The following is a 26,112-nucleotide window of genomic DNA, read 5'->3' on the forward strand; positions in this document are numbered from 1 at the left end:
TCAAACGGTGCGGTAGTTGTCGACCATACGATAGCGTTTCGCATACCAACCGAAGGCCAACGCCGCGACGAAAGCAAAACCGGCGAAGAAGAACATCAGGAATGCCGCCTCGCTCAGGCCCGTACTGGCGATCCTGTGGGTGACCGTGTCATTGCGCACGGCGGCATTGGACAGCAGCACCCACAGGTTGCCGATGGTGGTGGTCAGGTTCCAGAAGCTCATCACCACGCCCTTCATGGCCTGCGGTGCCTGGCTGTAGGCGAACTCCAGGCCGGTGGCCGAGACCAGCACTTCACCGAAGGTCAGCAGCGCGTACGGCAGCATCTGCCAGAAGATCGACATCGCGTTGCCACCGTCCATCACCACCTGGATGCCACCGACCACGATCCAGGCCAGGCCGCTGAAGGCGATGCCGGCGGTCATCCGGCGCAGCGCGGTCGGCTCGAAGCCGAAACGGCGCAAGGCCGGGTACAGCACCAGGTTGTTGAACGGAATCAGGATCATCACCAGCAGCGGATTCAGCGCCTGCATCTGCGAGGCGGTGAACCAGCTCGGCATCTGCATCTGCTGGCCCTGCAGCACCCAGGTCGAGGCCTTCTGGTCGAACAGCGAGAAGAACGGGGTGGTCAGCGCGAAGATCACCAGCACCCGCAGCACCGAGCGCACGCCCTCCACGGCTTCGGCCGGGTGCTGGCCACGGGCGCGGTCCAGCTGCAGCCAGGTGCCGCCACCGATGCCTGCCAGGATCGACACCAGCGCCAGGCACAGGCAGATCACGATGCCGAGCGAGCCGACCAGACCGAACGAGGCCACGGCCAGCACCAGCCCGACCACGGCCATGACCAGGCCCGGACGGCCCTGGCCGGCAACGCGCGCGGTCAGCGCGGTGCGCACCACGTTGGCGAACGAATGCGGGTCCTTCGGCGGCAGCGGCACCAGCACGTAGCGCTTGCGGCCCAGCCAGAACACGAAGGTGGCGATGAACATCAGGATGCCCGGAATGCCGAAGGCCCACTGCGGGCCCCAGTTCTTCAGCACCAGCGGAATCAGCAGCGAGGCGAACAGCGAGCCGAAGTTGATGATCCAGTAGAACGCGTCGAAGACGATCTTGGCCAGGTGCTTGTTGCTCTGGTCGAACTGGTCGCCCATGAACGAGGCCACCAGCGGCTTGATGCCACCGGCGCCGAGTGCGATCAGGCCCAGGCCGAGGAAGAAGCCCTCACGGCTACCCTCGAACAACGCCAGGCACAGGTGGCCCATGCAGTAGACCAGGCTGAACCACAGGATGGTGTGGTACTTGCCGAAGAACTTGTCGGCCAGCCAGCCACCGAGCAGCGGGAAGAAATACACGCCGATCATGAAGCTGTGCATGATGTCCTTGGCTTCACCGGCACGGCCTTCCGCAGTGATTTCCTGCAGCAGCAGCGAGGTGATCAGGAACTGCACCAGGATGTTGCGCATCCCGTAGAAACTGAACCGCTCGCAGGCCTCATTGCCGATGATGTACGGGATCTGGCGCGGCATCTTTCCCTGGCCGGCGATGGGGGCGACTGCGTCGTGGCTCATCCTGTAAGGCATTCCTGCAAAACGAAAGGCGCAAGAGTACCGGAACCTGTGCGTGCGAAGCACGCTGCAGGGCTGCATGACAGCCGCGCCAAAGCATGGCAGGCACATGCAGCCCTGCCGGAAGTCACGGAACCTGCACGGCAAAAGCGTAAACTTATCGTTATGCGCCCCCTGCCCTTTGCCCGCATCCTGCCCAGCTGCCTTGCCCTCATGCTGGCCGTGCCTGCGCTGGCCAGGCCACAGGCGCCGCCGGCCACAGGCCTTGCCACAGAGGTGCGGCAATTGACCGTCGCCGCACTGGAACTGCCCAGCCGTGACGAAGGCCAGTGGAAACAGCGCCGCGAACAGGTGCTGCAGCTGCTGACCGATCTGCAGCCGGATGTGATTTCGGTGCAGCAGGTATTGCAGCAGCAAGGGCGCAATCCGGCCTGCTGGTTGGCCAGCCGGCTGCGCTACAGCTGCGATTTCGTCACGGCCGACCCGCCGAGCCAGCCGGTCCGGCACGGCAACGCGATGCTCAGCCGGCTGCCGGTCAGCGAGGACGGGGTCACCCTGCTGCACCCGCCGGGCACCTTCAGCGCCGCCGGCATGATGCGCCTGCGCCTGGGCGACAACGACGTCAACGTCTACATCGCGCGCCTGCGCCCGGATCCCGACGAGGCCAATGCCCGGCAACATCAGACCAGCGACCTGATGACCTGGATCGGCGCCACGGCCGAGGGCATGCCGAGCCTGATCGCCGGGGATTTCTCCGCCAGCACCGTCGAGCTGGTGCGCAGCACGCCCGGCTTCCAGCCGGCCCGGCGCAACCCCGGCGCACCGGCGGCCAGCGGCGGGGGGGCCAGTGGCCATGGGTTGGATGTCCTGTTCCAGGTCAAGCACTTCGGTGGCATCCGCCAACAGGCGATCCTGCTGCCCGCCGATGGCGACCTGCCCGGCCTGCGCCTGGGCGTGATGGCGACGCTGCGGCTGCAGGACGTACCCGCCACCACCGAATGAACGCGCCGCTGCGCTCGCCGGGCACGGCCCGGCGCTACCCCCGTTTCCGGTAGCGCCGGGCCATGCCCGGCGGGTGCGGTCACAGACAAACAAAAAGGCCGGGGTCTCCCCCGGCCTTTCTGCGTTCACGCAGGCACTGCGATCAGGCGATCGCTTCCTGGTAACGACGCTCGACTTCATTCCAGTCGATGACGTTGAAGAACGCGCCGATGTATTCCGGACGACGGTTCTGATACTTCAGGTAGTACGCGTGTTCCCACACGTCCAGACCGAGGATCGGGGTGTTGCCTTCCATCAACGGGCTGTCCTGGTTGCCGCTGCTTTCGACCACGACCTTCTTGTCCGGGGTCACGCTCAGCCAGGCCCAGCCACTGCCGAAACGGGTCAGTGCGGCCTTGGTGAAGGCATCCTTGAACTTGTCGAAACCGCCCAGGTCCTTGTCGATCGCCTTGGCCACATCACCGACCGGATTACCGCCAGCGTTCGGGGCCATCACGGTCCAGAACAGCGAGTGATTGGCGTGGCCGCCACCGTTGTTGCGCACCGGCCCCTGCAGGTTCTCCGGCAGCGACTTCAGCTTCTTCACCAGTTCTTCGACCGGCAGGTCGGCGTACTCGGTGCCTTCCAGCGCAGCGTTGACGTTGTTGATGTAGGTCTGGTGATGCTTGGTGTGATGGATTTCCATCGTCGCCGCATCGATATGCGGTTCCAGCGCGTCGTAGGCGTAGGGCAGCTTGGGCAGGGTGTAGGCCATGATGCATCTCCTGATAGCGAGGGCACCCGACGGCATCGTCGGGCGGTGCGCGGTGAATGATGGGGACAGACCGCAAGATTACCAAGGGGGATGTAAAGGAAATTGCGTCCTGCAGGTGAGCATGCCGGCAATTGTTACGCAGCAGTGACGCAGCGCGTGCCCTCATGCAGGGTGCAGCGCGCAGGCGCTACAGTGGGCGTACCACCCTCGCCCGCTCCTGCCCATGCGCAACCCCCGGCTATTGATCACCGCCATCGCCCTGCTGCTGCTCGGCCTGGTCGTCAATCATTTCCTGCAGCGGCCGCCGCCGCCGCAGTTCGCGCCTGACCTGCAGAGCACGCCGGCCGCCAGTGCACCCGCGGTGCGCAGCAACGGCACTGACAGCGGCCTGCCCGCCTTCCTGCCGGCCGAAGCCCGCCAGACCATCGCGCTGATCCAGCGCGGCGGCCCGTTCCCGCATCGCCAGGACGGCAGCACCTTCGGCAACCGCGAACAACAACTGCCACAGCGTCCGCGCGGTTACTACCGCGAGTACACCGTCGACACGCCTGGCGCGGGCAACCGCGGTGCGCGGCGCATCGTCACCGGTGGCAACCCGCCCGATGCCTGGTACTACACCGATGACCACTACGAATCGTTCCGCAGCTTCACCGTACCGGCCTCAGGAGAACGTCCATGAGCCACGATGATTTCGGCCTCGGCCTGCATGACATCAACAATGCCGGCGTCTACGCGATCGACACCTCGGATATCAGCGCGCTGTCGGCAGCGATGCGCGATGCCGACCTGAAGGTGATCCGGATCGACCTGGATGGCGTGAGCGACAAGCGCACCCTGCTGGCACGGCTGGCCGCCCAGCTTGATTTCCCTGCCGGCTTCGGCGGCAACTGGGATGCACTGGCTGACAACCTGCGCGACCTGCAATGGCTACCGGCCAACGGGTACGCACTGTTCCTGGCCGATGTCGATGCCCTGCGCGCCGGTGCAGGCAAGGAGTTCGACACGCTGCTGGACATCCTTGATGAAGCCAGCCGTGACTGGGTGGGCCGCGACGTCCCGTTCTGGGTATTCCTGTCGCAGAGCGCGTGACCCGGTAGAGGCCGACCTTGGTCGGCATGCACGCGCAAGCGCATGGATCATCCACGCATGGCGTGGATCTACCCGGTGCAGCTGGATGCTCAGTAGATCCACGCCATGCGTGGATGCGGCACCCTACCGGCTGCCGTTATCTTCCTGCAGCTCTTTCTTGAACGGGATATCCGGCGGCGGACGCGCCACCGCCGGCTGGTCCTGCATGTTCGGATCGGTGAGGCCGCAGCCGCCACCGGCCTGCAGGATCGAGATCACGCAGGAAATCTTCGTGCTGGTGCCCGGCAACGGAATCTCCATCGCCTTGACGCCCTTGCGCACCCATTCGGCAAGCAGCGATTCCTGCGGCACCCAGTACTTATCGAACGAGGTGGGCGTGTAGTCGTACGGCGGCCGCTTCAACCATTTGCCGGACTCGGCGATGCGTTCCTTGCTCCAGCCGTCGTTGGCTCCACCAGGTGCGCCACGCTCGGCCTTGCCGGCACCGTCCTGGGCGGTCACGCGCACGCTGCCGTCGGCATTGAACAGACCTTCCCCCTTGCCGGCGCTGGCCTGCGCGGCGCCCTGATTGGCACCATCGCGATTGCGGCTGGAAGCGCCCCAGTCGTCCCCGCGTGCAGGTGTCGCCCAGTTGCCCGGGGTCGGCGCCGGGCGTGCACCCGCCTGCGCGGGGGCAGTACTGGTCGCCGCAGGACGCGCCGCGCTGGCGCTGTTCTGGGCTGCGCTGCCTGCGGGTGCCGGCGTAGGCGTGGTCGCACTGCCGGCCGAGGTCGACGCAGCCGGTAGCGGAGCGGCTGCAACCTCGCGTTCGCGCACCTGCACTTCGCGCCCGGCAGGCACACGCACGGTGGGCTCGCGCCCTGCGACGGCGGCCATGCGCACCTGCGGATCGGTCATGGCCTGCACTTCGCGTTCGCGCACCTGCACCTCACGCTGCGGCACGCGCACCTGGATGTCGGTGGTGCGCATCGGCTGCGAGGCCACCGGCGCTTCGACCGTGGCGATTTCGCGTTCCTGCACCTGCACGTCGCGCACGCGCGGCGCCTGCACCGCCACCTCAGGCGTGCGCACCGGCATTGGTGTCGGCGCAGCCTGTACCGGCTGCACGCTGCGCTCACGCACGGTCGGAACGGTGTCGCGCGGGACGATGCTGACCTCGGTCCGCGGCGGCGCCATCGGCGGCACCACGAAATCGGTGGTCGCCTGCGCCACTTCGGTGGCCTGCACCGGTGAGGGCGGTGGTGCGGCCACCGGCGCCGGCTCGACCTCGGGCGGCGGCGGCACGCTGGCGGTCGGAGACGTGGCAGCGGCGGCGGATGACGGCGCAGGCGCAGCAGGCTGCGGGCGCGGCGCAGTGGCAGCTCCCGCCTCCTGGCCGGCGGCTACGGCACCGGCTGCTGCAGCCGCCGCCTCGGCTCCGGCTTGGTCGCCACCGCCTTCCTGCGCAGCACGGCCGACGAATTCAATCTGCACGCGCTCACCCTCGCTGCCCTGCTCGTCCGGCGAAGACGTGCGGATCACCGCTACCCACAGCAGCAGCAGGAAGAACAACAGATGCAGCAGCGCGCTGAGCAGCGCCGAGGTCCAGCGCATCCAGCGCTGGTCGCGAGGCGCCGGATCCCAGTCCTGCCAGAACAAGCGGCGCAGGGACGCCCATGGTCCCAGCGCCGGCAATTGCCCAGGGGGGCCTGGCAGCGGTCGCGGCAGCAGCACCGCGATCACTTCGCGCGCGTGCAACGGACGTGGCAGCGGCGTCAGCGTCCGCAACCAGATCGCCCAGCCGTACGGCAGGCCGGTGTTCTTCTCGAGGATGGGCGGTCGCTGCTGGCGCGCCAGCAGCAGGTCGATGAGTTGCTCGGCTCTGGGCAGAGGCACGCGTTGGCGATCAGGCGGCGTTGCCGCGCGGAATATACGGGGCGTGGCCGCTGTCGTGATCGGTGGCGTCACGCACGGCGGTCACTCCGGGCACACGGCCCATCAGGGTCTTCTCGATGCCCTGCTTGAGGGTGACGTCGGCCATGCCGCAACCCTGGCAGCCACCGCCGAAGCGCAGCAGCACCACGCCGTCGGCCGAGACTTCCTGCACGGCCACCTTGCCGCCATGCGAGGCGAGCTGCGGATTGACTTCGTTTTCCACCACCCAATGCACACGTTCGACCAGCGAGGCGGCATCGCCGGGCGCTTCGCCCTTGATCCGCGGCGCTTTGATCGTCAGCTGCTGGGTGCCGGCCGTACCGGGCACGATGTCGATCTCCGCGCCGTCGAGCCAGCCAACGCTGGTGGCGTCGACATAGAGCGTGAAGCCATCACAGTCCACCGCCCACTCGTCGCCGAGCAGGTCGGTCGGCTCGGCGAACTCCAGCCGGGCGTCGGCACGCGGGGTTCCGGGTTCGACCGCACTCAAGCGCACGCCCATGCCGGGCACGCCCTCGCGTTCGATCAGCTTGCGGAAATGGGTCTGGGCAGTGTCGGAGATCTGGATCATCAGGCTATTCTAGCCAAGTAAGCGTCAGCCGCTCATTCGTTTTATACACCGGCCGGCGCATTGTTCAGTCAACACGAGGTGGAGGAACCCATGGTCGACCTGATTCCGCTGGCGCAGGCCCGTTGCGTGCCGCGCAAAGGCAGCGACCACAAGCTGGGCGAGGCCCGCCTGGCCGAACTGTTGCCGCAGGTTCCCGGCTGGGAGCTCGCCGAGGCCGGCCAGGCGCTGGTGCGCACGTTCCGCTTCAAGGATTACTACGCCACCATGGCCTTCGTGAACGCGCTGGCCTGGATCGCCCACGGCGAGGACCATCACCCGGACCTCGGCGTCCACTACGACCGTGCCGTCGTCCGCTACTCCACCCACGACGTGGGCGGCCTGAGCGAGAACGACTTCATCTGCGCAGCGAAGACTTCGGCCCTGACGGAGCAACTGAAATGAACGTGCGATTGCTGAGCCTGTCCCTGCTTGCCGCGACCACCCTGGCCGGCTGCGGCACCTCCGAGCCGCCGGCAGCGCCGGCTGCGGCCCCCACCGAAGTGGCTGCGGTAAAGACCCCGCCGCCGCAATACCCGCTGGAACTGGCCTGTACCGGCGTGGGCGGCACCAGCACCTTCAAGGTGGTGATCGGCACCGACGGCAAACCCAGCGAGGTCACCCTGCTGACCGGCGCGGGCAACCCGCAGCTGGACGATCTGGCCAAGACCGCCGTGCAGGGCTGGCAGTTCAAGGCCGCTACCCGCAATGGCGAGGCCGTGCCGGCCACGATCCAGGTGCCGGTCAGCTTCAACCCGCCGCAGCCGAAGCCGGACCAGTGCTTCGCCATCGAAGAAAGCCTGCGCCGCGGCGGCTGATCGCCTGTCGCTGACGAGGCCAGCCGACGCCCGCCTCGCCTTTGCCGCCCCGGCCCGCGCCGGGGCGATTGCTTGATGACAAGGAACGCGTCGGTACATGCTGCAGATTCCCCCCGAAAACATCTGGATCGCCCTGGCGGTCACCCTCGCTGCTGGCCTTGCCACCGCCATCGGCAGCCTGCTGGTGCTGTTCTCGCGCCGCCCCAACCCGCGCCTGCTGGCCTTCGGCCTGGCCTTTGCCGGCGGCGCGATGGTGTACGTCTCGCTGTCGGAGATCCTCAACAAATCCATCGCCTCGTTCGCGCTGGCCTATGGTGAGCGCACCGGCTTCACCTACGGCACCCTCGCCTTCCTGCTGGGCGTAGTGGTGATCGTGTTGATCGACCACTTCATTCCCAACCCGCATGACAGCTTGGACAAGCAGGACCCAGCCTTCCGCGAGAACAGCCGCGAATACCTGAAACGGGTCGCCCTGCTAACCTCGGTGGCGATCACCGCGCACAACTTTCCGGAGGGGCTGGCGACGTTCTTCGCGACGCTGGAGAGCCCGTCGGTGGGCATGCCACTGGCCTTCGCCATCGCCATCCACAACATTCCCGAGGGCATCGCCATTGCAGTGCCGGTGTACTTCGCCACGCAGAACAAGTTCTACGCGTTCGCCGCCAGCCTGCTGTCAGGCCTGGCCGAACCGGTCGGCGCAGCGATCGGCTATGTACTGCTGTCCGGCTCGCTGTCCCACGCCACGTTCGGCTGGGTGTTCGGCCTGATTGCCGGGGTGATGGTGTTCCTGGCGCTGGACGAGCTGCTGCCGGCGGCCAAGCGCTACGCCAAGGGGCACGAGACGGTGTACGGGCTGGTGGCGGGCATGGGCACGCTGGCGATCAGCCTGGTGCTGTTCAAGTGGTGAAGGGTGTCCGGCCAACGGGCTGAGCCCCCTCGCGGCTGGCAGAGCGAAATTCTGCGGTTGGGCCGGGCGAGGTGGGTTTGCGGCGGACGCCGTAAACCCATCCATGGGGGCTTGGGCGCGCCATCCATGGCGCTTACACCCCCGCAAACCCACCTCGCCCGGCCTCGGACAGGCTACGTGCGTGCCAGCCGCGCAATGAAAGAATGAAAAGCGAAGCCCGCGCTGCGCGCGTGAGTCGAGCGTGGCTCGACTCTACAAAGGCTGCGTGCGGCCATGGGTCTACGCTGCGGCTGTCGGGTCCGCCTTGCAGCGAGCCGAGCACCGCAGGTCCGGCGAGGGCGAAGAGGCGCGGATGTCTGAGCGCAGCGAGTTCCGCGCCGCCCCTCGGCGGAGCGAGGAGCACAGGGTACCGGCGCGCAGCGCCGGCTCGCGGATGGCGGCGTGTTTCTTTGGTTACTTTCTTTGCACGAGCAAAGAAAGTGACAAGCCCACTCATCGCGGGGGAACGACGACACCGACCAGGCCCCCGGCGCCGCCGAACTGCCGTCAGCGGAGTCTGTCCAGCGCCTCGACCAGCTCATCCGCCAGCGGCGCACTCAGCACATACGGGCTCTTGCCGTCGTCCAGTGCGAACTCCAGCGACGCGGCATGCAGGAACAGGCGCTTCAGCCCGATCTGCTCACGAAGCCGCTTGTTGACTGCAGGATCGCCGTATTTGTCGTCTCCGGCTACAGGATGCCCCAGATGCTGGGCATGCACACGGATCTGGTGGGTGCGGCCGGTTTCGATGCGCACCTCGCAGTAGGAATGGCCGCCCTTGCGCTCCAGCACCCGGAAATGACTGATGGACTCCTTGCCGATCGCGTTGACCTGCACATGACGCTCGCCGCCCTGGCGCAGGCCCACGTGCAACGGCGCATCGACCGTCATCACACCGTCCGGCATGCGCCCGGCAAGCAGGGTCAGGTAACGCTTGCGGATGCCCGCGCCGTGGTCTTCACGCAGCAGCGCCTGCAGCTCGCTCAGTGCCGAACGCTTCTTGGCCACGATCAGCAGGCCCGAGGTGTCACGGTCCAGCCGGTGGACCAGCTCCAGGGTCTGCCCAGGGCGCAGGGCGCGCAGGGTCTCGATGGCACCGAAGCTGATGCCGCTGCCGCCATGGCTGGCGACGCCGGTCGGCTTGTTCAGCGCCAGCAGGCGGGCGTCCTCGAAGACGATGGCCTGCTCCAGCCGACGCATGAACGCCTCGGGCGGACCCGCCTTGTCTCCTTCTTCGGTGAGACGAACCGGCGGTATCCGCACTTCGTCGCCGGCCTCCAGCTTGCGCTCGGCCTTGGCGCGGCCGCCATTGACGCGCACCTGGCCGCTGCGGACCAGCTTGTAGACCAGGCTGCGCGGGGCACCCTTGAGCTGGCCGAGCAGGAAATTGTCCAGGCGCTGGCCGGCGCGGTCGGCCGGAACGGTGATCATGCGCACGGAAGGCTTGTCGCCGGCCGGCTTGGTGGGGTCTTGTGCAGTCATCAGCCTGTTTATTCTGTTACACTCGGGGGGCGAGATAAGGGATTGATTTCGTTGGAAGTTACTCAGGGCCAGAAGCCCCGCTTCCGACGAATCCGGCACAGTGCGCGACCACCGCCCGCGGGGCGGCCATGTTAGCGGCTCACCGGCGTTCCCGGCCATCGCCGATTGCCTGACACGCAGTCGCGCTGAACATGTCCCGTGCGGCGCTCCAGCCTGGCTGACAGCTGCCTCCGGCCCTGCAACACCCAAAACCAGAAAATTGAAGCGCTCCCGCGGCCTGCCGTGGTGTCGTAGCGCTGGAAACCCAAGCCGCCCTCCCCGCGCTTGCGCGAATGGGCGGCGAGCCGTGTCCAGAGGCGAAACTCCATGGCGTTCCGCGCGGTAGCCGCTTGCGAGGAACGCAACAATGAAGCGAATGCTGATCAACGCCACACAGGCTGAAGAGCTGCGTGTTGCCATCGTGGATGGCCAGTCGTTGTATGACATCGACATCGAGCAGCCGTCCAAGGAACAGAAGAAGTCCAACATCTACAAGGGCCGGATCTTCCGCATCGAGCCCTCGCTGGAAGCGGCCTTCGTTGAATACGGTGGCGGCCGCCACGGCTTCCTGCCGCTGAAGGAAATCTCCCGCGATTACTTCCAGGCCGGTGTCGACCACAACAAGGCCGGCATCCGCGAGCTGCTGAGGGAAGGCCAGGAAATCGTCGTCCAGGTGGACAAGGAAGAACGTGGCAACAAGGGCGCTGCCCTGACCACGTTCATCTCCCTGGCCGGACGCTACATGGTGCTGATGCCGAATTCGCCCAGCGCCGGCGGTGTTTCCCGTCGCATCGAGGGTGAAGACCGGGCCGCCCTGAAGGACGCCCTGGACAAGCTGAACATCCCCGACGAAATGGGCGTCATCATCCGTACCGCCGGCGTCGGCCGCGATGCGGAAGAGCTGCAGTGGGATCTGGACTACCTGCTGAACGTATGGCGCGCCATCGCCGAAGCCGCCCTGAGCAAGCCGGCCCCGTTCCTGATCTACCAGGAATCGCGCCTGATCGTGCGCGCCCTGCGTGACTACCTGCGCGCCGACATCGGCGAGATCCTGGTGGACACCGAGGAGATGTACGAGCACGCCAAGGAGTTCATGCAGCAGGTGATGCCGCAGACCCTGCGCAAGCTCAAGCATTACAAGGACGACATCCCGCTGTTCAACCGCTTCCAGATCGAATCGCAGATCGAAGGCGCCTACGAGCGCAACGTGCGCCTGCCGTCGGGTGGCTCGATCGTGGTCGACCAGACCGAAGCGCTGACGGCCGTCGACGTCAACTCCTCGCGCGCCACCAAGGGCAGCGACATCGAGGACACCGCGTTCCAGACCAATCTGGAAGCGGCCGAAGAAGTGGCCCGCCAGCTGCGCCTGCGCGATCTCGGCGGCCTGGTGGTGATCGACTTCATCGACATGGCCTCCAACAAGCACCAGCGCGAGGTCGAGAACCGCCTGGCGAACGCGCTGAAGTACGACCGTGCACGCGTGCAGGTCGGCCGCATCTCGCGCTTCGGCCTGCTGGAAATGAGCCGCCAGCGCCTGCGCCCGAGCCTGGGCGAGTCCAGCCAGATCGTCTGCCCGCGTTGCGACGGCCATGGCCGCATGCGCAGCGTCGAGTCGCTGTCGCTGTCGATCATCCGCGTCGCTGAAGAGCATGCGATGAAGGAGAACACCGGACAGGTGCTGGTACAGGCCCCGGTGGAGATCGCCAATTACCTGCTGAACGAGAAGCGCGGCGCGCTGGGCGAAATCGAGAAGCGCCACGAGGCGCCGATCGTGATCGTTGCCGACGAGCAGCTGCACACCCCGCATTACACCGTCACCCGTCTGCGCGACAACGAACTGGGCGAGGAAAGCGGCAAGCCAAGCTACCAGCGCGGTACCCCACGCAAGCTGCCGGTACATGCGCTGACCAAGGGCCAGCTGAACATCCCGCCGCCGATGGTGACCCAGGTCAAGCACAACTCCCCCGCCCCAGTGCGTGACGAAGTGGAACCGACCGCAGCGCCGGCGCCCGCGCCGGTGGCCGCAGTGGCTCCGGCTGCTGCCGCCAGTGGCGGTGTGGTTGGTTGGCTGAAGCGCATCTTTGGCGGCGAGCCGGCACCGGCGCCCGCACCGGCCCCGGCCGCACGTCAGCCGCAGCAGGATGGCGGCCGTCGTGACCGCAACAAGGATCGCAACAAGGACCGCAAGGACCGTCGCGAGGACAGCCGTGGCAACGGCGGCAATGGCAATGCGCAGCAGCAGAAGGACGGCGGCAACCGCAAGGACCGCGGTGAGCAGCGCAAGGATGGCCGCAACGGCGGCAACCAGTCCAATGGCAATGGCCAGCAGCAGCCGCAGCAGCAGGGCAAGCCGAAGGATGCCCAGCAGCCGCAGCAGCAGAACAAACCGCGTAACGAGCAGGGCCAGGGCCAGCAGCAGCCGAAGCTGAAGCAGCCGAAGCAGCCGCGCCCGCAGGACGGTGACAAGCCGGCCGAGAAGCCGCAGCGTGCCGCTGCCGAAGCCCCGGCCGATGTGGTGACCGCAGCAGCGGCCGTCGCCACCACGACCGCGGTTGCCGCCACGGCCGTTGCGCAGGAAGAGAAGGCACTGGCACCGGCCGTTGCTACTGAAAACGTGGTCGACACTGTCGCGGCCGTGGATACCACCGCCGCCGCGACCGACGCCGAGGTCGTGGTTGCGACCGGCGCTACCGAAGAGGCTGCAGCCGATGCCGCAGGCGATCAGACCGGCGAAGGCGCAACGCGCCGCCGCCGTGGTCGTCGCGGTGGTCGTCGTCGTCGTCGTGGTGGTGCCGAGAACGCCGCCGGTGGCGACGCGCTGGGTGATGACCTGGACGACGGCGATGATGCCGAGGGCGATGACAACGACGGCGATTCCGTCGAACACAACGCCCAGGCTTCGGTGAACACCCCGGTTGCCGCCGTGCAGCCGTCGCGTTCGCAGCCGGAATTCGATTTCGATGACGAAGTCGAGCCGGCCGCCGCTGATGCCGGTAAGCCGGCACGTGCACCGGTTGCGGTAGCCGCCGCAGTTGCTCCGGTCGCTGCCGTCAGCAGCGCCGTGGTCGAAGCAGCCGTTCCGGTGGCAGCCACGGTGCAGACCCCGGCCCCGGTGGAAGCCGTCGCCAAGGTCGAACCGACCCCGTCGCCGGTGCAGACCAGCATGCTGGATGCCATCGATGCAGCGACGCCGGTACAGCCGGCGCCCGAAGCAGCGGCGGTGAGCGAGGCGAAGCCGCCGGTGGTCGAGACCGCTGTCGCGATCGAAGCCGCCCCGGTCGCTGAACCGACCGCGGTGGTCGAAGCCGCTCCGGCGGCCGAGCCGAAGCCGGTGGTAGCCGACCTCGCGCCGGTGGTGGACGCTGCTCCGGCAGTCGAATCGAAGGCCGCGGTTGAAGTCGCCCCGGTCGTCGAGCTGCCGGCTACCCCGGTGGCTGTCGAAGCCGCACCGGTGGAAACCGCTGCACCGGTCGCCGATCCGGTCGTACCGGCGGCGGTCGACCCGATCGCTGATGGCCATGCCGACGCTGCCGCACAGGCCGCCGACGCGCAGGCCTCGGAAGAAGACGAGGACGCTGGCAAGCGCACGCCGCCTGCCGCCTGATCCATCGTTGATCGGCAACAACGAAACGGCGGGGATCGATGATCCCCGCCGTTTTTTTGTGCGTCTGCCGCCCAGCGCCCCCTGCCATCAATAGGGCACGCTCTGCTAGAGGCCAACCTTGGTTGGCGCCGTGGGTTTCATGCGCGCGGCAGCGCCTGTGCCAACCAAGGTTGGCCTCTACCAGGGCGTGCGTCAGTTTGCCGGCGCGAACTGCAGCCGGGTCCACACCCCGTAGTGATCCGACGCCCAACGGCCGCCGTCATCGGGCTGATCGAACAGGATCTTCGCTTCGCGCGCGACCATCTCGTCCTGTTGGAAGAAGATGTGGTCGATCCGCGACGGCGCCTGGTAGTAGTGACGGTTGAGCGTACTGACACCGGCCAGGTCGGTGTTGACGTGCACGCTGCCGTAGCTGTCGCCGTAGTGGCTGCGCAGCTCGCTCAGATCGCCGGCATCGACCAGTGCATTGAAGTCGCCGGCAATCACCACCGGCGCACCCGCAGCGCTGCCGGCAATGAAACGCAGCAGATCCTCGACCTGGCTGCGGCGGATGCGCTGGCCGGCGTCGTCACTGCGCTCGTTGAGATGGGTCGCATAGACATTGACCGGCTTGCCGTCCACGTCGATGCGCAGATGGGCCACGGTGCGGTAATCATCCAGCGGCAGCAGCAGGTGCTCGCTACGGGCCAGGATCGGGCGCCGGGTCAGCAGCGCATTGCCGTAGCGCTTGGGTGCCCCCACTGGATCGGTGGACACGAACACGTAGCGGTAACCGAGCTGGCTGGCCAGCCACTGCGCCTGGTTGCGCACGTTGCGCTTCTGGATCACTTCCTGCAACGCGATGGCATCGGGCTGCAGGCGCTTGAGCTCGGCCACGATCGTGCGACGGCGGCTGGGCCAGTCCTCGCGGTCATGGTGCAGGTTGAACGTCACCATGCTCATGCCGGGCTCGCTGACGGCCGCCGCGTTCGCCGCGGCGACCGGCGCAGCGGCTGCGGCCAACCCCGGCAGGGCCAGCGCGATCGCCAGCCCCAGCACGCAGAGACTGCGGCCGATTCCGAGCGGACCTCGCATGCTTACTTTTCCTTGCGTTCGGCGCGGCGCACTGCGCTGGGCACGTCGATCTCGACCCGTGCCGGCAACTGGTGCACATGCAGCTCGTTGTTGATCCATTCCACCGTCTCGCCATTGACCGTCGCCTGGCCGGGTTCGCCTGCATACGGCCATGGCAGCACCACGCCGCCGGCGGGTGGTACCAGCCCGGGTTGCACGTCCAGCACCAGCTGCTTGTCGCTGCGCTGCAGGCGATAGTTGAGCTGCCCCTGCGGCGTGCGCAGGCCCTGCACGGCGATGCCTTCGCCCTGCAGCCACGCCACCGGGATACCGGCGGCGAGTACCAGTGCCTCATCCGCATCGCGGTTGTAGGCGAACATGTCCAGCGCCGAACGGACGAAGTCCGAGGCCACCCAGGCATGCGGCAGGTCACCCACGAAGAACGGCTTGCGCGGCGTACGCGAGACCACCTCGGCCCACTGGTTCCAGGCCTGCGGCGCGCGATCCTTGAAGAAGAACTCGGTGGCCTGCCAGGCACGATCACGCCAGCCTAGGCGCACGAACGCGGCGACGTTGCGCCATTCGTACGGCGTGTAGTCCTTCCATTCGCGCTTGCCATCGCGGCGCGCGACGAATTCATTCCAGTAGCGCTGGAAGGTTGCGTCCAGCGCCTCCTGCGGCAACCGCCCCTGCTCGCCGCCCGGTGCCAACGCAATCGTGGTGGAGGTGGCGTCGAAGTCACCCAGCTCGGCCGAACCCGGCAGGTAGTCGATGCGATGCTGCTGCATGGCCGCCAGCAGCGAGGCCTGCAGGTCATCACGGAACTGATCGCGCGATTCGCTGATCTGCATCGCCTCGACCTTGCCCAGCTGCGCCGCCAGCTGCGCGGCATCCTTGTAGCCACGCAGCGCCCAGAAGTTGTCCCAGTACGAATGCATCGGCTTGGCCGAATAGCCCTCGTGGCTGATCGAGGCCGGCATCATCCCGTAGAAGGCAGGATTGCGCGCACGGTTCTCCTCGGTGCGCTCGCTGCCGCGCAGTTGTTCCATGTAGCTGTAGGCGCCCAGCACGTGCGGCCACATCTGCTCGAGGAAGGCGGTGTCGCCGGTGTAACGGCCGTATTCGGCGATGTTGTAGATCAGCTCGCCATGGCTGTCGTTCTCCGGCACCGGATCGCTGCCACGCGCATCGACACAGCACGGCACCTTGCCATTCTCAAACTGATAGGGCGCGTACCACGTCACGTAGTCGCGCACGGCATCGCTGCGGCCCATCCGCAGCAGGCCTTCGGAGATCATCGCGCCATCGCGGATCCAGCTGCGCGCGTACGAGCGCGTACCCGGCTGCAGGCGCGGGCCGACCCGCGAGATCAGCATGTGCGCCACCGCGGTGCGCAGGGTTTCCACCAGCGGTTGGCCGGCAGCCGGCACCTGCAGGGTCACAGCACCCAGCTTGTCGCGCCACATTGCCGCAACCTGCTGCTGTGCCTTGGCCACGTCCAGCGCCTGCGGCGCCCAGCTGCCGGTCTGCGGCAGCACGATCGCCACCTCGCGGCTCTGCCCGGGTTCGAGCTTGATCGTGTACAGCAGTGCGCCGGACGCCATGCCGGTCGGATCCTTCACGGCGGTGGTGGCGGGCAGCTTGCCGCTGGCCAGGTGCATCGCATCCAGCTTGCCGTCGAAACTGCTGGCAAAGCGCGCATCCGGCACCTGCAGGGGATACAGCCGCGGTTCGCCATTGATGCGCACCAGCTGCTCGCCCACGTCCACGCTGTCGATGCGGCTGAAGCCGCCCACCGTGTTGAGGAACTGCGTGGGCGGATTGACCTGCCACGGGCGGATCGCCAGTGCCAGGGTGTATTCGTGCGCGACCTTGTCCGGGTTGCTCAAGCGGTAACGCCCGATCAGCTGCGCGCGTTCGGGCGTGCCCTGCACGAAGCTGGTCACCGACAGGCCGGCCTTCTCGTGCACCCAGTCGACCGTGGCGATCGGCAGGTAGCGATCCTGCAGCGACTGGGTGATGGCAACGTCGGCCCAATCCAGCAGCTTGCCGTCGAGGCGGATGAACGGCTCGATGCTGAAGCTGCCCTTGGCCGGCTCCAGTGCGCCGTCCTCACTGATCAATGCCTGTTCCTGGCCACCGTCCAGGCCCAACAGGGTCCAGTACGGCTGCTCGCCGACGTAGGCGCGCGGCAATGTGCCACGCGGCAGGTCGGCCGCCACCGAGGACAGGAAGGCATTGGGAGTCGCGGCGAACGCCAGCGGCTTCAGGGTGATGTCACGGATGCCGTAGCGCCAGTTCGGTCCGCCCTGCAGGTCGAAACGGACGTAGCGTGCATCGGTGTCGGGCAGTGCCAGCCAGTCACGGCCGCCGGCACCGGCGGTCACTTCGCGCACGGTACGCCAGTCACGACCGTCCTCGGAGGTACGCACGGTATAGCGGTTCGCTTCCAGGTCCGGCAGCCAGTCGATCACCGCACCGCCGATCTCGCGGCTCTTGTGCAGGTCCAGGCTGATGGTCTGCTGCTTGACCCCGCCACTGATCCAGAAGGTATCGGACTTGCCGTCGATCATCCGGTCCTGCAGCGCGGTTGCGGTATCGGCGATCACCGAGGGCCGCAGCGCCGAATCATCCTGCGCGGGCAGGCCCTGCAGGGTCAGCTTGTCGAAGCACACCGTGCCACGGCCGCCGACCTTGCTGTAGATCGTGAATTCCATCGACGCGCTGCGCGCCATGTCCTTCTCTGGCGATGGCCCCCAGGCCTTGTCGATCTGCCGCCGCCGGTACTCCACCGGCGTCCACGCCTTGGGGAAGGCGTAGCCGGGGCGGTTGACCCACCACACGTTGTCGCCGCTGGCGTCGATCAGCTTGAACTGCAGGTCGTTGGCCGGCGAATCACCGCGCAGCTGGAAACCGAAACGGTAGTTGGCCGGGTACTCGATGTTCAGCGGGCGACGGATGCCGACGTAGCCGGAGACCTCATGGAAGTCGTAATCCAGGCACAGCGCGCGGCCACCGCCGGCGCCACTGACCGGCCGCAGCGAGCCGCTGACCTGGTCGGACAACACCAGCTTCCATGCGCTGATGTCGTCGAAATCATCCAGCACCTTCGGCGCGGGCAGCGCCGGTGGTGCGGCGATCGCCAGGGAAGACCACAACAGGCCCAGTCCAACGGCGATCGCACGCTTCATCCCTTCACGCTCCCCAGCAACAATCCTTGGATGTAGTACCGCTGCAGCACCAGGAACAGCGCCAGCACCGGAACCACGGTGACCACCGCGCCGGCCATCATCATTTCCACGTCCATGATGTGTTCGCGCGAGAGGGTGGCCAGCGCCACCGGCAAAGTGTAGTGCTCCTGGTCGGTCAACACGATCAGTGGCCACATGAAATCGTTCCATGCGCCCATGAAGGTGAAGATCGCCAGCGTCACCAGCACCGGCTTCAGCATCGGCAGCACGATCTGGAAGAAGATCCGCAGCTCCCCCGCCCCGTCGATGCGCGCCGCTTCCAGCAGCTCATCGGGAATCGAGCGGGCGTACTGGCGCACCAGGAAGATGCCGAACACGCTGGCCAGCGCCGGCACGATCACGCCGCCGAAACTGTTGACCAGGCCCAGCTGCTTCATCAGCAGGAACAGCGGCAGCATCGCCACCTGCGCCGGGATCACCAGCGCCGCCATCAGCACCTGGAACAGGCGCTCACGACCGACGAAGTTGAGCTTGGCGAAGGCGTAGCCGGCCATCGTGTTGAGCAGCAGCGAACCGAGGGTGATCGCCAGCGACACCAGCAGGCTGTTGGCGAAGTTGCCGCCCATGCCGGTGCGCGCAAACAGCTCCGTGTAGTTGTGCGTGGTGATGCTGGACGGCAGCAGCGGCGGCGGGAAGTGGGTGGCCTCGCCCTGCGGCATGAACGAGACCGACAGCATCCACAGCAATGGTGCCAGGCTGACCAGGGCCAGCACCAGCAGCGCGCCGTTGATCATCCACGGGTGCCAGCGTGACTGGCCGATTTCACGACTCATACCAACTGCCTCTTGCGGCCAAAGCGCAGCATCACGGTGGTCACCGCCAGGATGATCAGGAACAGCAGGAACGCCACAGCCGAGGCGCGTCCCAGGTTCCACCACTTGAAGCCTTCCTCGAACATGAAATACAGCACGCTGACGGTGCTCTGCAGTGGATCGCCGCGGGTCATCACGTAAGGTTCTGCAAACAGCTGGAAGTAACCGGACACGGTGATCACCCCGACCACCAGCAGCACCGGGCCGAGCATCGGCAGGGTGATGTGCAGGAACTGCTTCCAGCGCGAGGCGCCATCGATGCGCGCGGCCTCGTACAGGTCATGCGGGATCGCCTGCAGGCCGGCGAGGAAGATCACCATGTTGTAGCCGAAGTTCTTCCACACCGCGAACAGCATGATGGTCGGCATCGCCCAGTTGGGGTCGCCCAGCCAGTCGATCGGGCTGATGCCCAGGTGGCCGAGGCCGTAATTCACCAGACCGTAGCTGGTGTGGAACAGGTAGCGCCAGATCACTGCCACTGCCACCAGCGTGGTCACCACCGGGGCGAACAGCGCCGTGCGGAACAGCGCCTTGAAGCGTGCCGCCGGGGCATTGAGCAGCATCGCCGCGCCCAACGATACGCCGATCGACAACGGCACGCCGATCACCACGAAATACGTGGTGTTCCACAGCGACTTCCAGAACATCGGCGTCTGCAGCAGGTCGATGTAATTGCCGAGGCCCACGAAGCGCAGGTTGCTGCTGTCGGCCAGCGCGTACAGGTCAAAGTCGGTCACGCTCAGCGCCAACGCCGAGGCTACCGGCAGGCCGAAGAACACACCAAGCACGATCAGCGAGGGGCCGGCGAAGATCCAGCCAGCAAGGGAAGAACGTTTCATTGCGGGCTCCCGGCCGCGACTGCACTGGTCGAACCCGAGGGGGGTGCGCTGCGCTGCAGGCGTTGTTGTTCATGCATCCAGCGACGCTTGGCCAGCACCTTGTCCACGCGCTGGTCCAGTTCGGCCACGGCTTTGTCCTGCGGCAGGCCACCGCGCACCACCTGTTCGGTGACGATGCGCATTTCCTGCACGATACGCTCCCATTCGAGCACCTTCGGGGTCGGCTTGACCCGCTCCAGCTGGTCGCGGAACGCGGCGGCAAGCGGATCGTTGGCCAGCGACGGCGCGTTCCAGGTGCTGCGGCGCGGCGGCAGGTCGCCGATGATCGCGTGGAAGCGCGCCTGGATTGCCGGCCGCGACAGGAACTCGATCAGCTTCCAGGAGGCTTCCTTCTGCTGCGACTTGCGGAAGATCACCAGGCTGGTGCCACCGGCGATGCCCGCGCCCGGACCCTCCGGGCCCGGCAGCGCGGCGGTGCCCCACTGCCCTTCCAGCTCCTTCGGCTGCAGCTTCTTGAACTCGCGGATGTTCCACGGGCCGGAGATGTAGAACACGTTGAAGCCGCGGAAGAATTCATCCCAGACGTTGGAGATCTGCGTCTCGGACATCTTCGGCGCCCAGCCCTGCTCGAACATGTTGGCGTAGAAACCGAGCGTGCGACGGAAGCCGGGGCTGGAGAAATTGCCGCGGGTGTCATCGTCGCGCAGCAGCGGATCGGGCTGCTGCAGCGCCAGCGACAGCTGCTGCTCGAACTCGTTGATCGGCATCAGCACGGCATAACGGTTCGGGCCCTGCATGCGCTTGATCGCGGCCATCTGCTCGTTCCATTCCGCCCAGGTGCGCGGCGGGTGGTTGAAGCCGGCCTTGGCCAACAGGTCCTTGCGGTAGTAGATCAGGCGGGTATCGACGTACCACGGCACGCCGACCAGCTCGTCGTGGATCACGTTGGTATCCCAGATGCCCTGGAAATAGTCCTTCGGATCGACCACGGTCGAGCGCTGCACGAACGGCTGCAACGGCGTCAGCGCGTTGAGTTCGGCGAACTCGGGCACCCAGGTGTTGCCGAGCTGGCATACGTCGGGCAGGCCATCGGCGGCGAACGCGGTCAGCAGCTTCTCGTGCGCGGCCGTCCACGGGATGTTCTGCACATCGACCTTGATGCCGGGGTTCTCCGCTTCGAATTCGTGGATCAGCTCGCTGACCACTTCGGCCTCGCGGCCCATCGCCCAGAAGCGCACGGTGGTGGTGCCCTGCTCGGGGCGGGCACAGCCGGCCATGACCAGCGCGGCCAGTGCAGGCAATGCCCAGCGTCGCAGGCGGTGTTTCCAGTCGTGCACCTTGTTACTTCCCCTGGCCGGTGTTGCGGTTGGCATTGTTTTTCTGTTCCTGCGCGGCGGCCGCACGTGATTCAGCGATACCGACCGCACGTGCCGCTGCGGCCTTCTCATCCTTCTGCAGCTCCAGCGGCTGGAAGGAACCTTCCGGCGCCAGCCAGCCACCACTGAAGCCCGCCCGTTCCAGGCCCTTGCGGATGTACGGGTTCTTCTTCATCACATCCCAGACGAAGTCATTGCGGTAGTTGGCGATCATGGTCAGGATCGGGCCCTGGTCGATGGCGATGTAGTCGCTGGCGACCCAGCCGCGATCAGGCACCACGCGCCCGGTCTTGATCGGGATGTCGTAGTTGAAACTGGGATTGAACGAATCCAGGAAGCCATAGCTGGAGTAGATGTAGTCGCCGTAGCGCTTGTGCATCTCCAGCGTCGCCGGGATCACTTCCTCGGGCGCGAACACGACCGAGGAGATCGCGGCGGTTGGCGCGATCGTGCCGTCATCGAAATTCTCGCGCAGGCCTGCGCCGCGCGAAGAGTAATGGCGGAACTGGCGCTGCTCGCCGCGGTATTCCTGGGTGGTGTTCTGCGGACCATCACTGGCGGTCAGGCCCCACACGTTCTCGCCGTACTCCTTCCAGTTCATCGGATTGGCGATGGCGTACTCACGCTGGGCCAGCGCGGCCGAACGGCTGTTGAGGAAGTAGGTGCTGCCACGCTCGCGCATGTAGGCATCCTGGATGTCGCGGAAATCGATCCAGACGTGGCTGTACTGGTGGCCGAACAGCGGGCCGAAGGACAGGTATTCCTGGCCCTGGTAGACGCCCCAGTCGTTGTCGTAGGTGCGCGTCCACACCGTCCACGCATCCGGACTGACCGGATGGCTGGGCGAACCCAGGGCAAGGATGTAGACCATCATCGCCTCGTTGTAGCCCATCCAGTCATGGTCGATGAAGCCGTTCTCGGGGAACCAGCCCATCGAGATCAGCGGCGCACGCTGCTGCAGCCACGGCCAGTCGACCTGCTTGTACAGGGTGTCGGCGATCTGCCGGATTTCCTTCTCGCGCGGATCGTCGCCATCGTAGTACGACTGCGCGAACAGCACGCCCATCATCAGCAACGCGGTGTCCACCGAGGACAGTTCCACCCAGCTGTCGTAGCGGCGCCCTTCCTGCATGTCCAGGAAGTGGTAGTAGAAACCCTTGTAGCCGGCCTTGCCGGTGCGCTGCGGGCCCATCGGCACGTCGCGGAAGAACTTCAGGGTGGTCAGGGTGCGGTCGATCGCCTGGTTGCGGCTGACCCAGCCGTTCTCGATGCCGATCGGATAGGCGGTCAGGGCGAAGCCGACCGAAGCGATGCTGGCAAACGGCCGCGACGGATAGCGGTCCGGGGTGAGGCCGTTGATCTCGTTGGTGGTATCCCAGAAGAACTGGAAGGTGCGGCGCTCGAGGTCATCGAACAGCGGCGGCAGCTCAGGCTTCATCGGCCGAGGCGGTGCGTCGGCCTCGATCAGGATCACCGGCGGGCGCGGCTTGGCAGGCTCCTGCTGGGCCGGTTTGCAGGCGGCGATGGCCAGGGTCATCGCAGCGGCGGTCATCAGGTGGCGTGCCTGCATGGCGCGGTTCCTCCGGTGGGCTGATCGATGAAAGAGCATAACGTCCAATGACCTGAAATCGTTTACAAAGTGCGGTCTTAAAAAACCACGGAAACGTGGTCGATGACACCGCGGTCATTGCCCACGCCATTGCCCCCTGTCTGGCAATGGCGTGGGCAATGGACCGGCCCGGAGGCCGGCCATTGCCGTTGAAGCCGGAGCCATCGGCGAACCGATGGCTCCGTGATGCTGCATCAGGCGTTCCGCTTAGAAGCGGAAGCCCACTTCGGCCTTGACCTGGCGCGGAGTACCGATGACGTCGCCGGTCTCGTTGTAGCTCACCAGCAGCGTGCCGTCCTGCTTCACGTAGTTCAGGTTCGAGAAGTTGTCGAAGTTGAGCACGTTGATGATGTCGATACGGGCATACAGCTCGGTATCGCCGGCCAGCTTGAAGGTCTTGGTCGCCTGCAGGTCCAGCGAGCGGTAGCCGAAGATCTTGCCGCCGAGCAGGAAGTGGCCATTGCCCGACGGGGTGCCGGCAGCCGGGGTCGGCATGCAGTTCGAATTGCCGGCCTGGGCGATGCAGGACCAGTCGTTGCCCGGGGTCGGCGTAGCCAGGGTCAGCTTGCCGCCAAAGGTGATGCCCCAGAAGCCGTCATACGAACCGGTGACCACCAGGCGATGACGCGGCGCGCCATTGGACTTGATGGTCGGGTACTCGCCGATGGTGCCGCGATCGAACGAGTAGTGCTCGTTGATGTTGCGGTTGTGGCGCGCATTGGTCCAGGTGTAGGCGATCGAGGTGCCCCAACCGCTTTCCTTGGTGTACGGCTTCTGCGCCGACAGCAAAATCTGGGTGGAACGGGTCTTGATGCCCTGCTGGCCGATGATCAGGCTGCCGAAGCCCGGGATGTTGCAGTTCCACGGCTGGCCATAGGTCGGCTCCTTGGCGCCACACAGCATCTGGTTGTCAAAGAAATTGCCGTTGTTGAAGCGGTTGCCCAGGGTGAAGGCGAAGCCGTCATAGGTCAGCGTGCGCGAGATCGTGGCATCGGTCAGCCACTCGCCGAACTGGTTGCTCATGCCCAGGCTGAACTGGTCAGCGTAGGGCACCTTCATGTTGTTGTTCAGCAGATCGACTTCCATGCCTTCGTTGCTGGTGGAACCCAGCAGCGCCTGCACGTTCTCGATGCCGTTCAGCAGGTTCGGGTTCCAGTCGAAACACGGGGTCTGGCCATACATGCAGTTGCCGGTGGCCGGGTTGCGGAAGAACACGGTCGGCTGCGGCAGTGCCAGCTTGGTGGTTTCCAGTGCCAGGTTGTCGAACAGATCGCGATCATAGGAACGGCCGGCGCCACCGTGGAACACGTGCTGCTCGTCGGCGTTGACGTCATACGAGAAGCCCAGGCGCGGCTGCCATGCATTCTTGAAGTTCTTGCGGTTGCGACCGGTGCTGATGTAGTCGTTGACGTCCAGACCGCTGCGCGCGAGGGTTTCGGCGTAGGTCTGGGAGACGCCTGCCGGCGCGTTCGGATCCTGCGAGAACAGTGCTTTCACAACCTCCGGCGGGGTCACGAAATCGGTGTAGATCGGATTCTTCTCGTAATCCCAGCGCAGGCCGATGTTCAGCTGCAGGTGGTCGTTGACCTGCCAGTCATCCTGGATGAACAGACCGATCTGCTTGACCTTGGCGCGCACTTCAGACTGCACGCCGGTGACGCCGGTGCTGGCCTTGGTGAACTGCGCCTTGTACGGGGTGCCGGACGGGAAGGCGGGGTTGTCGATGGTGTAGGAGAACTGCGGATTGATCTGCGCCGCGTCGGAGGCGTACAGATCGATCTGCTTGTACTTGGCACCCATCTTGATGGTGTGGTCACCGGCCCACTGCAGACCATCGAGGGTCAGGTTGTCCTCGATCGCCCAGCCCTTCTGGCCCTTCACCTGCGAGGCGAAGGCATCTGCCGCGCCGACCTGGACGAGGGTCTTCTCCTGCGGACGGTTGGCGTCGGAGTCACCAAAATCCGGTGCGGTGTAGATGATGCCGTTGCCGTAGTTCAACGGCAGCGGGTTGTTGAAGGCTTCCTCGTGGGTCACCATCAACTCGTTGTAGAAACGCTCACCGCTGTGGTTCCAGCGCAGGGCGTAACGACGGTCGGTGTTGTCCACGACCTTGCCGTGCACCTTGGCGGTCTGGCCACTGAACTGCTGCTGGGTTTCGTCGCGGTCCTGGAAGGTCAGTTCGATGCGATCGTTGTCGGTCGGCTCGAAGTCGATCTTGGCGAAGATCAGGTCCTGCTGGAACGGCTGGCTGGCCGGGCCAAGACCGGCGGCACCGTCAGCCGGCAGGTTGGCGGCCGAGGGGGTCACTGCGCCGTCCGGCGCGATGGTCACCGGCAGGTCGAAGCGCTTGGCTTCATAGGTGACGAAGAAGTGGGCCTTGTCCTGGATGATCGGGCCGCCCAGGGCGAAACCGTATTCCTTCTCTGCCGACTCTTCCTTGCTCTTGCCCGGCTGGCGCTCGGCCGGGGTCATCGCACGCATGCTGTCGTTGGTGTAACGGTAGAAGGTTTCACCCTTGAACTCGTTGGTACCGGACTTGGTCGCTGCAGTGATCGCGGCACTGGAAACCTGGCCGTACTCGGCCTTGTAGTTGCCGGTGATGACCTTGTACTCGCCGATGGCCAGCTGCGGGAACGGATTGCCGGCGCTGCCGGACTGGCCGGAGATACCACCGCCCTTGACGTAGCTCTTCTGGCCCACGCCGTCGATATAGACGTTGGTGCCGTCGGAGTTGGTGGCGCCGCCGCGCAGCGAGGTGTTGCCCTTGGCATCGCGGGTGAAGATCATGCCCGGCACGGCGTCGGCAAACTCCAGGAAGTTGCGCGACACCTGCGGGGTGGTCTGGATCTGCTGCAGGCTGACGGTCTTGCCGACTTCGGAGGTGCGCACTTCCTGCAGCAGGGTCGGCGCGACGACGTTGACGGTGTCCAGGTTGGTGGCGGCGGTCGTGCCGGTACCACCAGCAGCCGCCTCGCTGAAGTTCAGCGTCGCGGTCGAAGCGACGGTAACGGTGATCTTCTGGGTCTGGCCGTTGGCAACGACATTGTAGGTGCCCGGGTCCAGGCCCATCAGCGAATAGCTGCCGTCGGCGCGCACGGTGCCGCGACGCACGGTACCGGTGGCGATGTTGGTGGCGGTGACTTCGGCACCGGCCTGCGCGCCGGACACCTGGCCACGCAGGCTGGCGTTGGCCGACTGCGCCATGACGTTCGGGGCGGCGGCCAGCATCAGGCAGCTGACCAGGGCGGTGCTCAGCAGCCGGCGCGCCGGCGTGCGGATCGTGGAATGCATCATCAACTCAATCTCCGGGTGGCGGTGACCGCTTGCGCGGCACCTGCGATCAATCAAAAAAGA

General features: G+C 66.1%; 19 protein-coding genes. 7 read left to right on the forward strand and 12 right to left on the reverse strand.

All coding sequences use genetic code 11. From position 1 onward, the window contains the following. On the reverse strand, positions 1-1,566 hold the full coding sequence (locus tag QP457_RS14445) for an oligopeptide:H+ symporter (protein WP_205405974.1): 1,566 nt from the start codon (positions 1,564-1,566) through the stop codon (positions 1-3). A 162-nt stretch (positions 1,567-1,728) separates the two neighbouring features. Between QP457_RS14445 and QP457_RS14450 the strand changes: the two genes are divergently transcribed. Beyond that, positions 1,729-2,565, forward strand: coding sequence for an endonuclease/exonuclease/phosphatase family protein (locus tag QP457_RS14450; protein ID WP_100460526.1), 837 nt, complete (start codon positions 1,729-1,731; stop codon positions 2,563-2,565). A 142-nt stretch (positions 2,566-2,707) separates the two neighbouring features. On the opposite strand, the gene QP457_RS14455 is transcribed toward QP457_RS14450, so the two are convergent. Then, positions 2,708-3,319, reverse strand: coding sequence for a superoxide dismutase (locus QP457_RS14455; RefSeq protein WP_089236174.1), 612 nt, complete (start codon positions 3,317-3,319; stop codon positions 2,708-2,710). 223 nt (positions 3,320-3,542) lie between these two features. Between QP457_RS14455 and QP457_RS14460 the strand changes: the two genes are divergently transcribed. Beyond that, the gene (locus QP457_RS14460; RefSeq protein WP_100553005.1) at positions 3,543-3,998 is read left to right on the forward strand and encodes a ribonuclease domain-containing protein; all 456 of its coding nucleotides are present in this window, start codon (positions 3,543-3,545) and stop codon (positions 3,996-3,998) included. After that, positions 3,995-4,408, forward strand: coding sequence for a barstar family protein (locus tag QP457_RS14465; protein WP_099821159.1), 414 nt, complete (start codon positions 3,995-3,997; stop codon positions 4,406-4,408). The genes QP457_RS14460 and QP457_RS14465 overlap by 4 nt, the downstream gene beginning before the upstream one ends. Positions 4,409-4,531: 123 nt before the next feature. Here QP457_RS14465 and QP457_RS14470 read toward each other — a convergent pair whose 3' ends face one another. Next, complete coding sequence (locus QP457_RS14470; protein ID WP_205405975.1) at positions 4,532-6,283, reverse strand: hypothetical protein; 1,752 nt, start codon at positions 6,281-6,283, stop codon at positions 4,532-4,534. A gap of 10 nt (positions 6,284-6,293) precedes the next feature. After that, entirely contained in the window at positions 6,294-6,893 is a 600-nt protein-coding gene (locus QP457_RS14475) for an NfuA family Fe-S biogenesis protein (RefSeq protein ID WP_165377620.1), read from the reverse strand. Positions 6,894-6,983: 90 nt separating this feature from the next. Here QP457_RS14475 and QP457_RS14480 point away from each other — a divergent pair, with 90 nt between their 5' ends. From QP457_RS14480 to zupT, 3 genes are all read left to right on the forward strand, one after another. Then, complete coding sequence (locus tag QP457_RS14480) at positions 6,984-7,334, forward strand: 4a-hydroxytetrahydrobiopterin dehydratase (RefSeq protein WP_205405976.1); 351 nt, start codon at positions 6,984-6,986, stop codon at positions 7,332-7,334. Beyond that, complete coding sequence (locus QP457_RS14485) at positions 7,331-7,747, forward strand: energy transducer TonB (protein ID WP_180166415.1); 417 nt, start codon at positions 7,331-7,333, stop codon at positions 7,745-7,747. The genes QP457_RS14480 and QP457_RS14485 overlap by 4 nt, the downstream gene beginning before the upstream one ends. Positions 7,748-7,844: 97 nt before the next feature. After that, complete coding sequence (gene zupT / locus QP457_RS14490) at positions 7,845-8,654, forward strand: zinc transporter ZupT (protein ID WP_025876721.1); 810 nt, start codon at positions 7,845-7,847, stop codon at positions 8,652-8,654. A 546-nt stretch (positions 8,655-9,200) separates the two neighbouring features. Here the strand turns inward: zupT and QP457_RS14495 are convergent. Then, positions 9,201-10,175: an RluA family pseudouridine synthase gene (locus tag QP457_RS14495; RefSeq protein ID WP_180166414.1), complete on the reverse strand. Its 975-nt coding sequence runs from the start codon at positions 10,173-10,175 to the stop codon at positions 9,201-9,203. Between the two features lie 406 nt (positions 10,176-10,581). Here QP457_RS14495 and QP457_RS14500 point away from each other — a divergent pair, with 406 nt between their 5' ends. Further along, positions 10,582-13,818 (forward strand): Rne/Rng family ribonuclease, encoded by a 3,237-nt coding sequence (locus QP457_RS14500; protein ID WP_205405977.1) that lies wholly within the window; start codon positions 10,582-10,584, stop codon positions 13,816-13,818. A gap of 192 nt (positions 13,819-14,010) precedes the next feature. Here QP457_RS14500 and QP457_RS14505 read toward each other — a convergent pair whose 3' ends face one another. The 7 genes from QP457_RS14505 to QP457_RS14535 all read right to left on the reverse strand — a co-directional run bounded on the left by QP457_RS14505 (position 14,011) and on the right by QP457_RS14535 (position 26,052). Next, positions 14,011-14,892 carry an endonuclease/exonuclease/phosphatase family protein gene (locus QP457_RS14505; protein WP_205405978.1) on the reverse strand — a complete coding sequence of 294 codons (882 nt, stop codon included), beginning with the start codon at positions 14,890-14,892 and terminating at the stop codon, positions 14,011-14,013. Positions 14,893-14,894: 2 nt separating this feature from the next. Continuing rightward, complete coding sequence (locus tag QP457_RS14510) at positions 14,895-18,062, reverse strand: discoidin domain-containing protein (RefSeq protein WP_205405979.1); 3,168 nt, start codon at positions 18,060-18,062, stop codon at positions 14,895-14,897. Then, positions 18,059-18,895 (reverse strand): carbohydrate ABC transporter permease, encoded by an 837-nt coding sequence (locus QP457_RS14515; RefSeq protein WP_089236185.1) that lies wholly within the window; start codon positions 18,893-18,895, stop codon positions 18,059-18,061. Before QP457_RS14515 ends, QP457_RS14510 begins: the two co-directional genes overlap by 4 nt. Beyond that, complete coding sequence (locus QP457_RS14520) at positions 18,892-19,773, reverse strand: sugar ABC transporter permease (protein ID WP_089236186.1); 882 nt, start codon at positions 19,771-19,773, stop codon at positions 18,892-18,894. The genes QP457_RS14515 and QP457_RS14520 overlap by 4 nt, the downstream gene beginning before the upstream one ends. Further along, positions 19,770-21,110 carry a sugar ABC transporter substrate-binding protein gene (locus tag QP457_RS14525; protein WP_205406004.1) on the reverse strand — a complete coding sequence of 447 codons (1,341 nt, stop codon included), beginning with the start codon at positions 21,108-21,110 and terminating at the stop codon, positions 19,770-19,772. Before QP457_RS14525 ends, QP457_RS14520 begins: the two co-directional genes overlap by 4 nt. 4 nt (positions 21,111-21,114) lie before the next feature. Next, positions 21,115-22,719 (reverse strand): glucoamylase family protein, encoded by a 1,605-nt coding sequence (locus QP457_RS14530; protein ID WP_089236188.1) that lies wholly within the window; start codon positions 22,717-22,719, stop codon positions 21,115-21,117. A 246-nt stretch (positions 22,720-22,965) separates the two neighbouring features. Then, complete coding sequence (locus QP457_RS14535) at positions 22,966-26,052, reverse strand: TonB-dependent receptor (protein WP_205405980.1); 3,087 nt, start codon at positions 26,050-26,052, stop codon at positions 22,966-22,968. Between the last annotated feature and the right edge of the window lie 60 nt (positions 26,053-26,112).

It is taken from the genome of Stenotrophomonas sp. As-7 (assembly GCF_030291015.1).
In the GTDB taxonomy this organism is placed as follows: Bacteria; Pseudomonadota; Gammaproteobacteria; order Xanthomonadales; family Xanthomonadaceae; genus Stenotrophomonas; species Stenotrophomonas lactitubi.

Bases quoted from the DNA above. Each gene is read 5' to 3' on its own strand.
- QP457_RS14460 (WP_100553005.1), top strand. From the start codon at position 3,543: ATGCGCAACCCCCGGCTATTGATCACCGCCATCGCCCTGCTGCTGCTC.
- QP457_RS14465 (WP_099821159.1), top strand. From the start codon at position 3,995: ATGAGCCACGATGATTTCGGCCTCGGCCTGCATGACATCAACAATGCC.
- QP457_RS14475 (WP_165377620.1), bottom strand. From the start codon at position 6,893: ATGATCCAGATCTCCGACACTGCCCAGACCCATTTCCGCAAGCTGATC.
- QP457_RS14520 (WP_089236186.1), bottom strand. From the start codon at position 19,773: ATGAAACGTTCTTCCCTTGCTGGCTGGATCTTCGCCGGCCCCTCGCTG.
- QP457_RS14485 (WP_180166415.1), top strand. From the start codon at position 7,331: ATGAACGTGCGATTGCTGAGCCTGTCCCTGCTTGCCGCGACCACCCTG.
- QP457_RS14500 (WP_205405977.1), top strand. From the start codon at position 10,582: ATGAAGCGAATGCTGATCAACGCCACACAGGCTGAAGAGCTGCGTGTT.
- QP457_RS14535 (WP_205405980.1), bottom strand. From the start codon at position 26,052: ATGATGCATTCCACGATCCGCACGCCGGCGCGCCGGCTGCTGAGCACC.
- QP457_RS14445 (WP_205405974.1), bottom strand. From the start codon at position 1,566: ATGAGCCACGACGCAGTCGCCCCCATCGCCGGCCAGGGAAAGATGCCG.
- QP457_RS14505 (WP_205405978.1), bottom strand. From the start codon at position 14,892: ATGCGAGGTCCGCTCGGAATCGGCCGCAGTCTCTGCGTGCTGGGGCTG.
- QP457_RS14510 (WP_205405979.1), bottom strand. From the start codon at position 18,062: ATGAAGCGTGCGATCGCCGTTGGACTGGGCCTGTTGTGGTCTTCCCTG.
- zupT (WP_025876721.1), top strand. From the start codon at position 7,845: ATGCTGCAGATTCCCCCCGAAAACATCTGGATCGCCCTGGCGGTCACC.
- QP457_RS14450 (WP_100460526.1), top strand. From the start codon at position 1,729: ATGCGCCCCCTGCCCTTTGCCCGCATCCTGCCCAGCTGCCTTGCCCTC.
- QP457_RS14515 (WP_089236185.1), bottom strand. From the start codon at position 18,895: ATGAGTCGTGAAATCGGCCAGTCACGCTGGCACCCGTGGATGATCAAC.
- QP457_RS14495 (WP_180166414.1), bottom strand. From the start codon at position 10,175: ATGACTGCACAAGACCCCACCAAGCCGGCCGGCGACAAGCCTTCCGTG.
- QP457_RS14455 (WP_089236174.1), bottom strand. From the start codon at position 3,319: ATGGCCTACACCCTGCCCAAGCTGCCCTACGCCTACGACGCGCTGGAA.
- QP457_RS14530 (WP_089236188.1), bottom strand. From the start codon at position 22,719: ATGCAGGCACGCCACCTGATGACCGCCGCTGCGATGACCCTGGCCATC.
- QP457_RS14480 (WP_205405976.1), top strand. From the start codon at position 6,984: ATGGTCGACCTGATTCCGCTGGCGCAGGCCCGTTGCGTGCCGCGCAAA.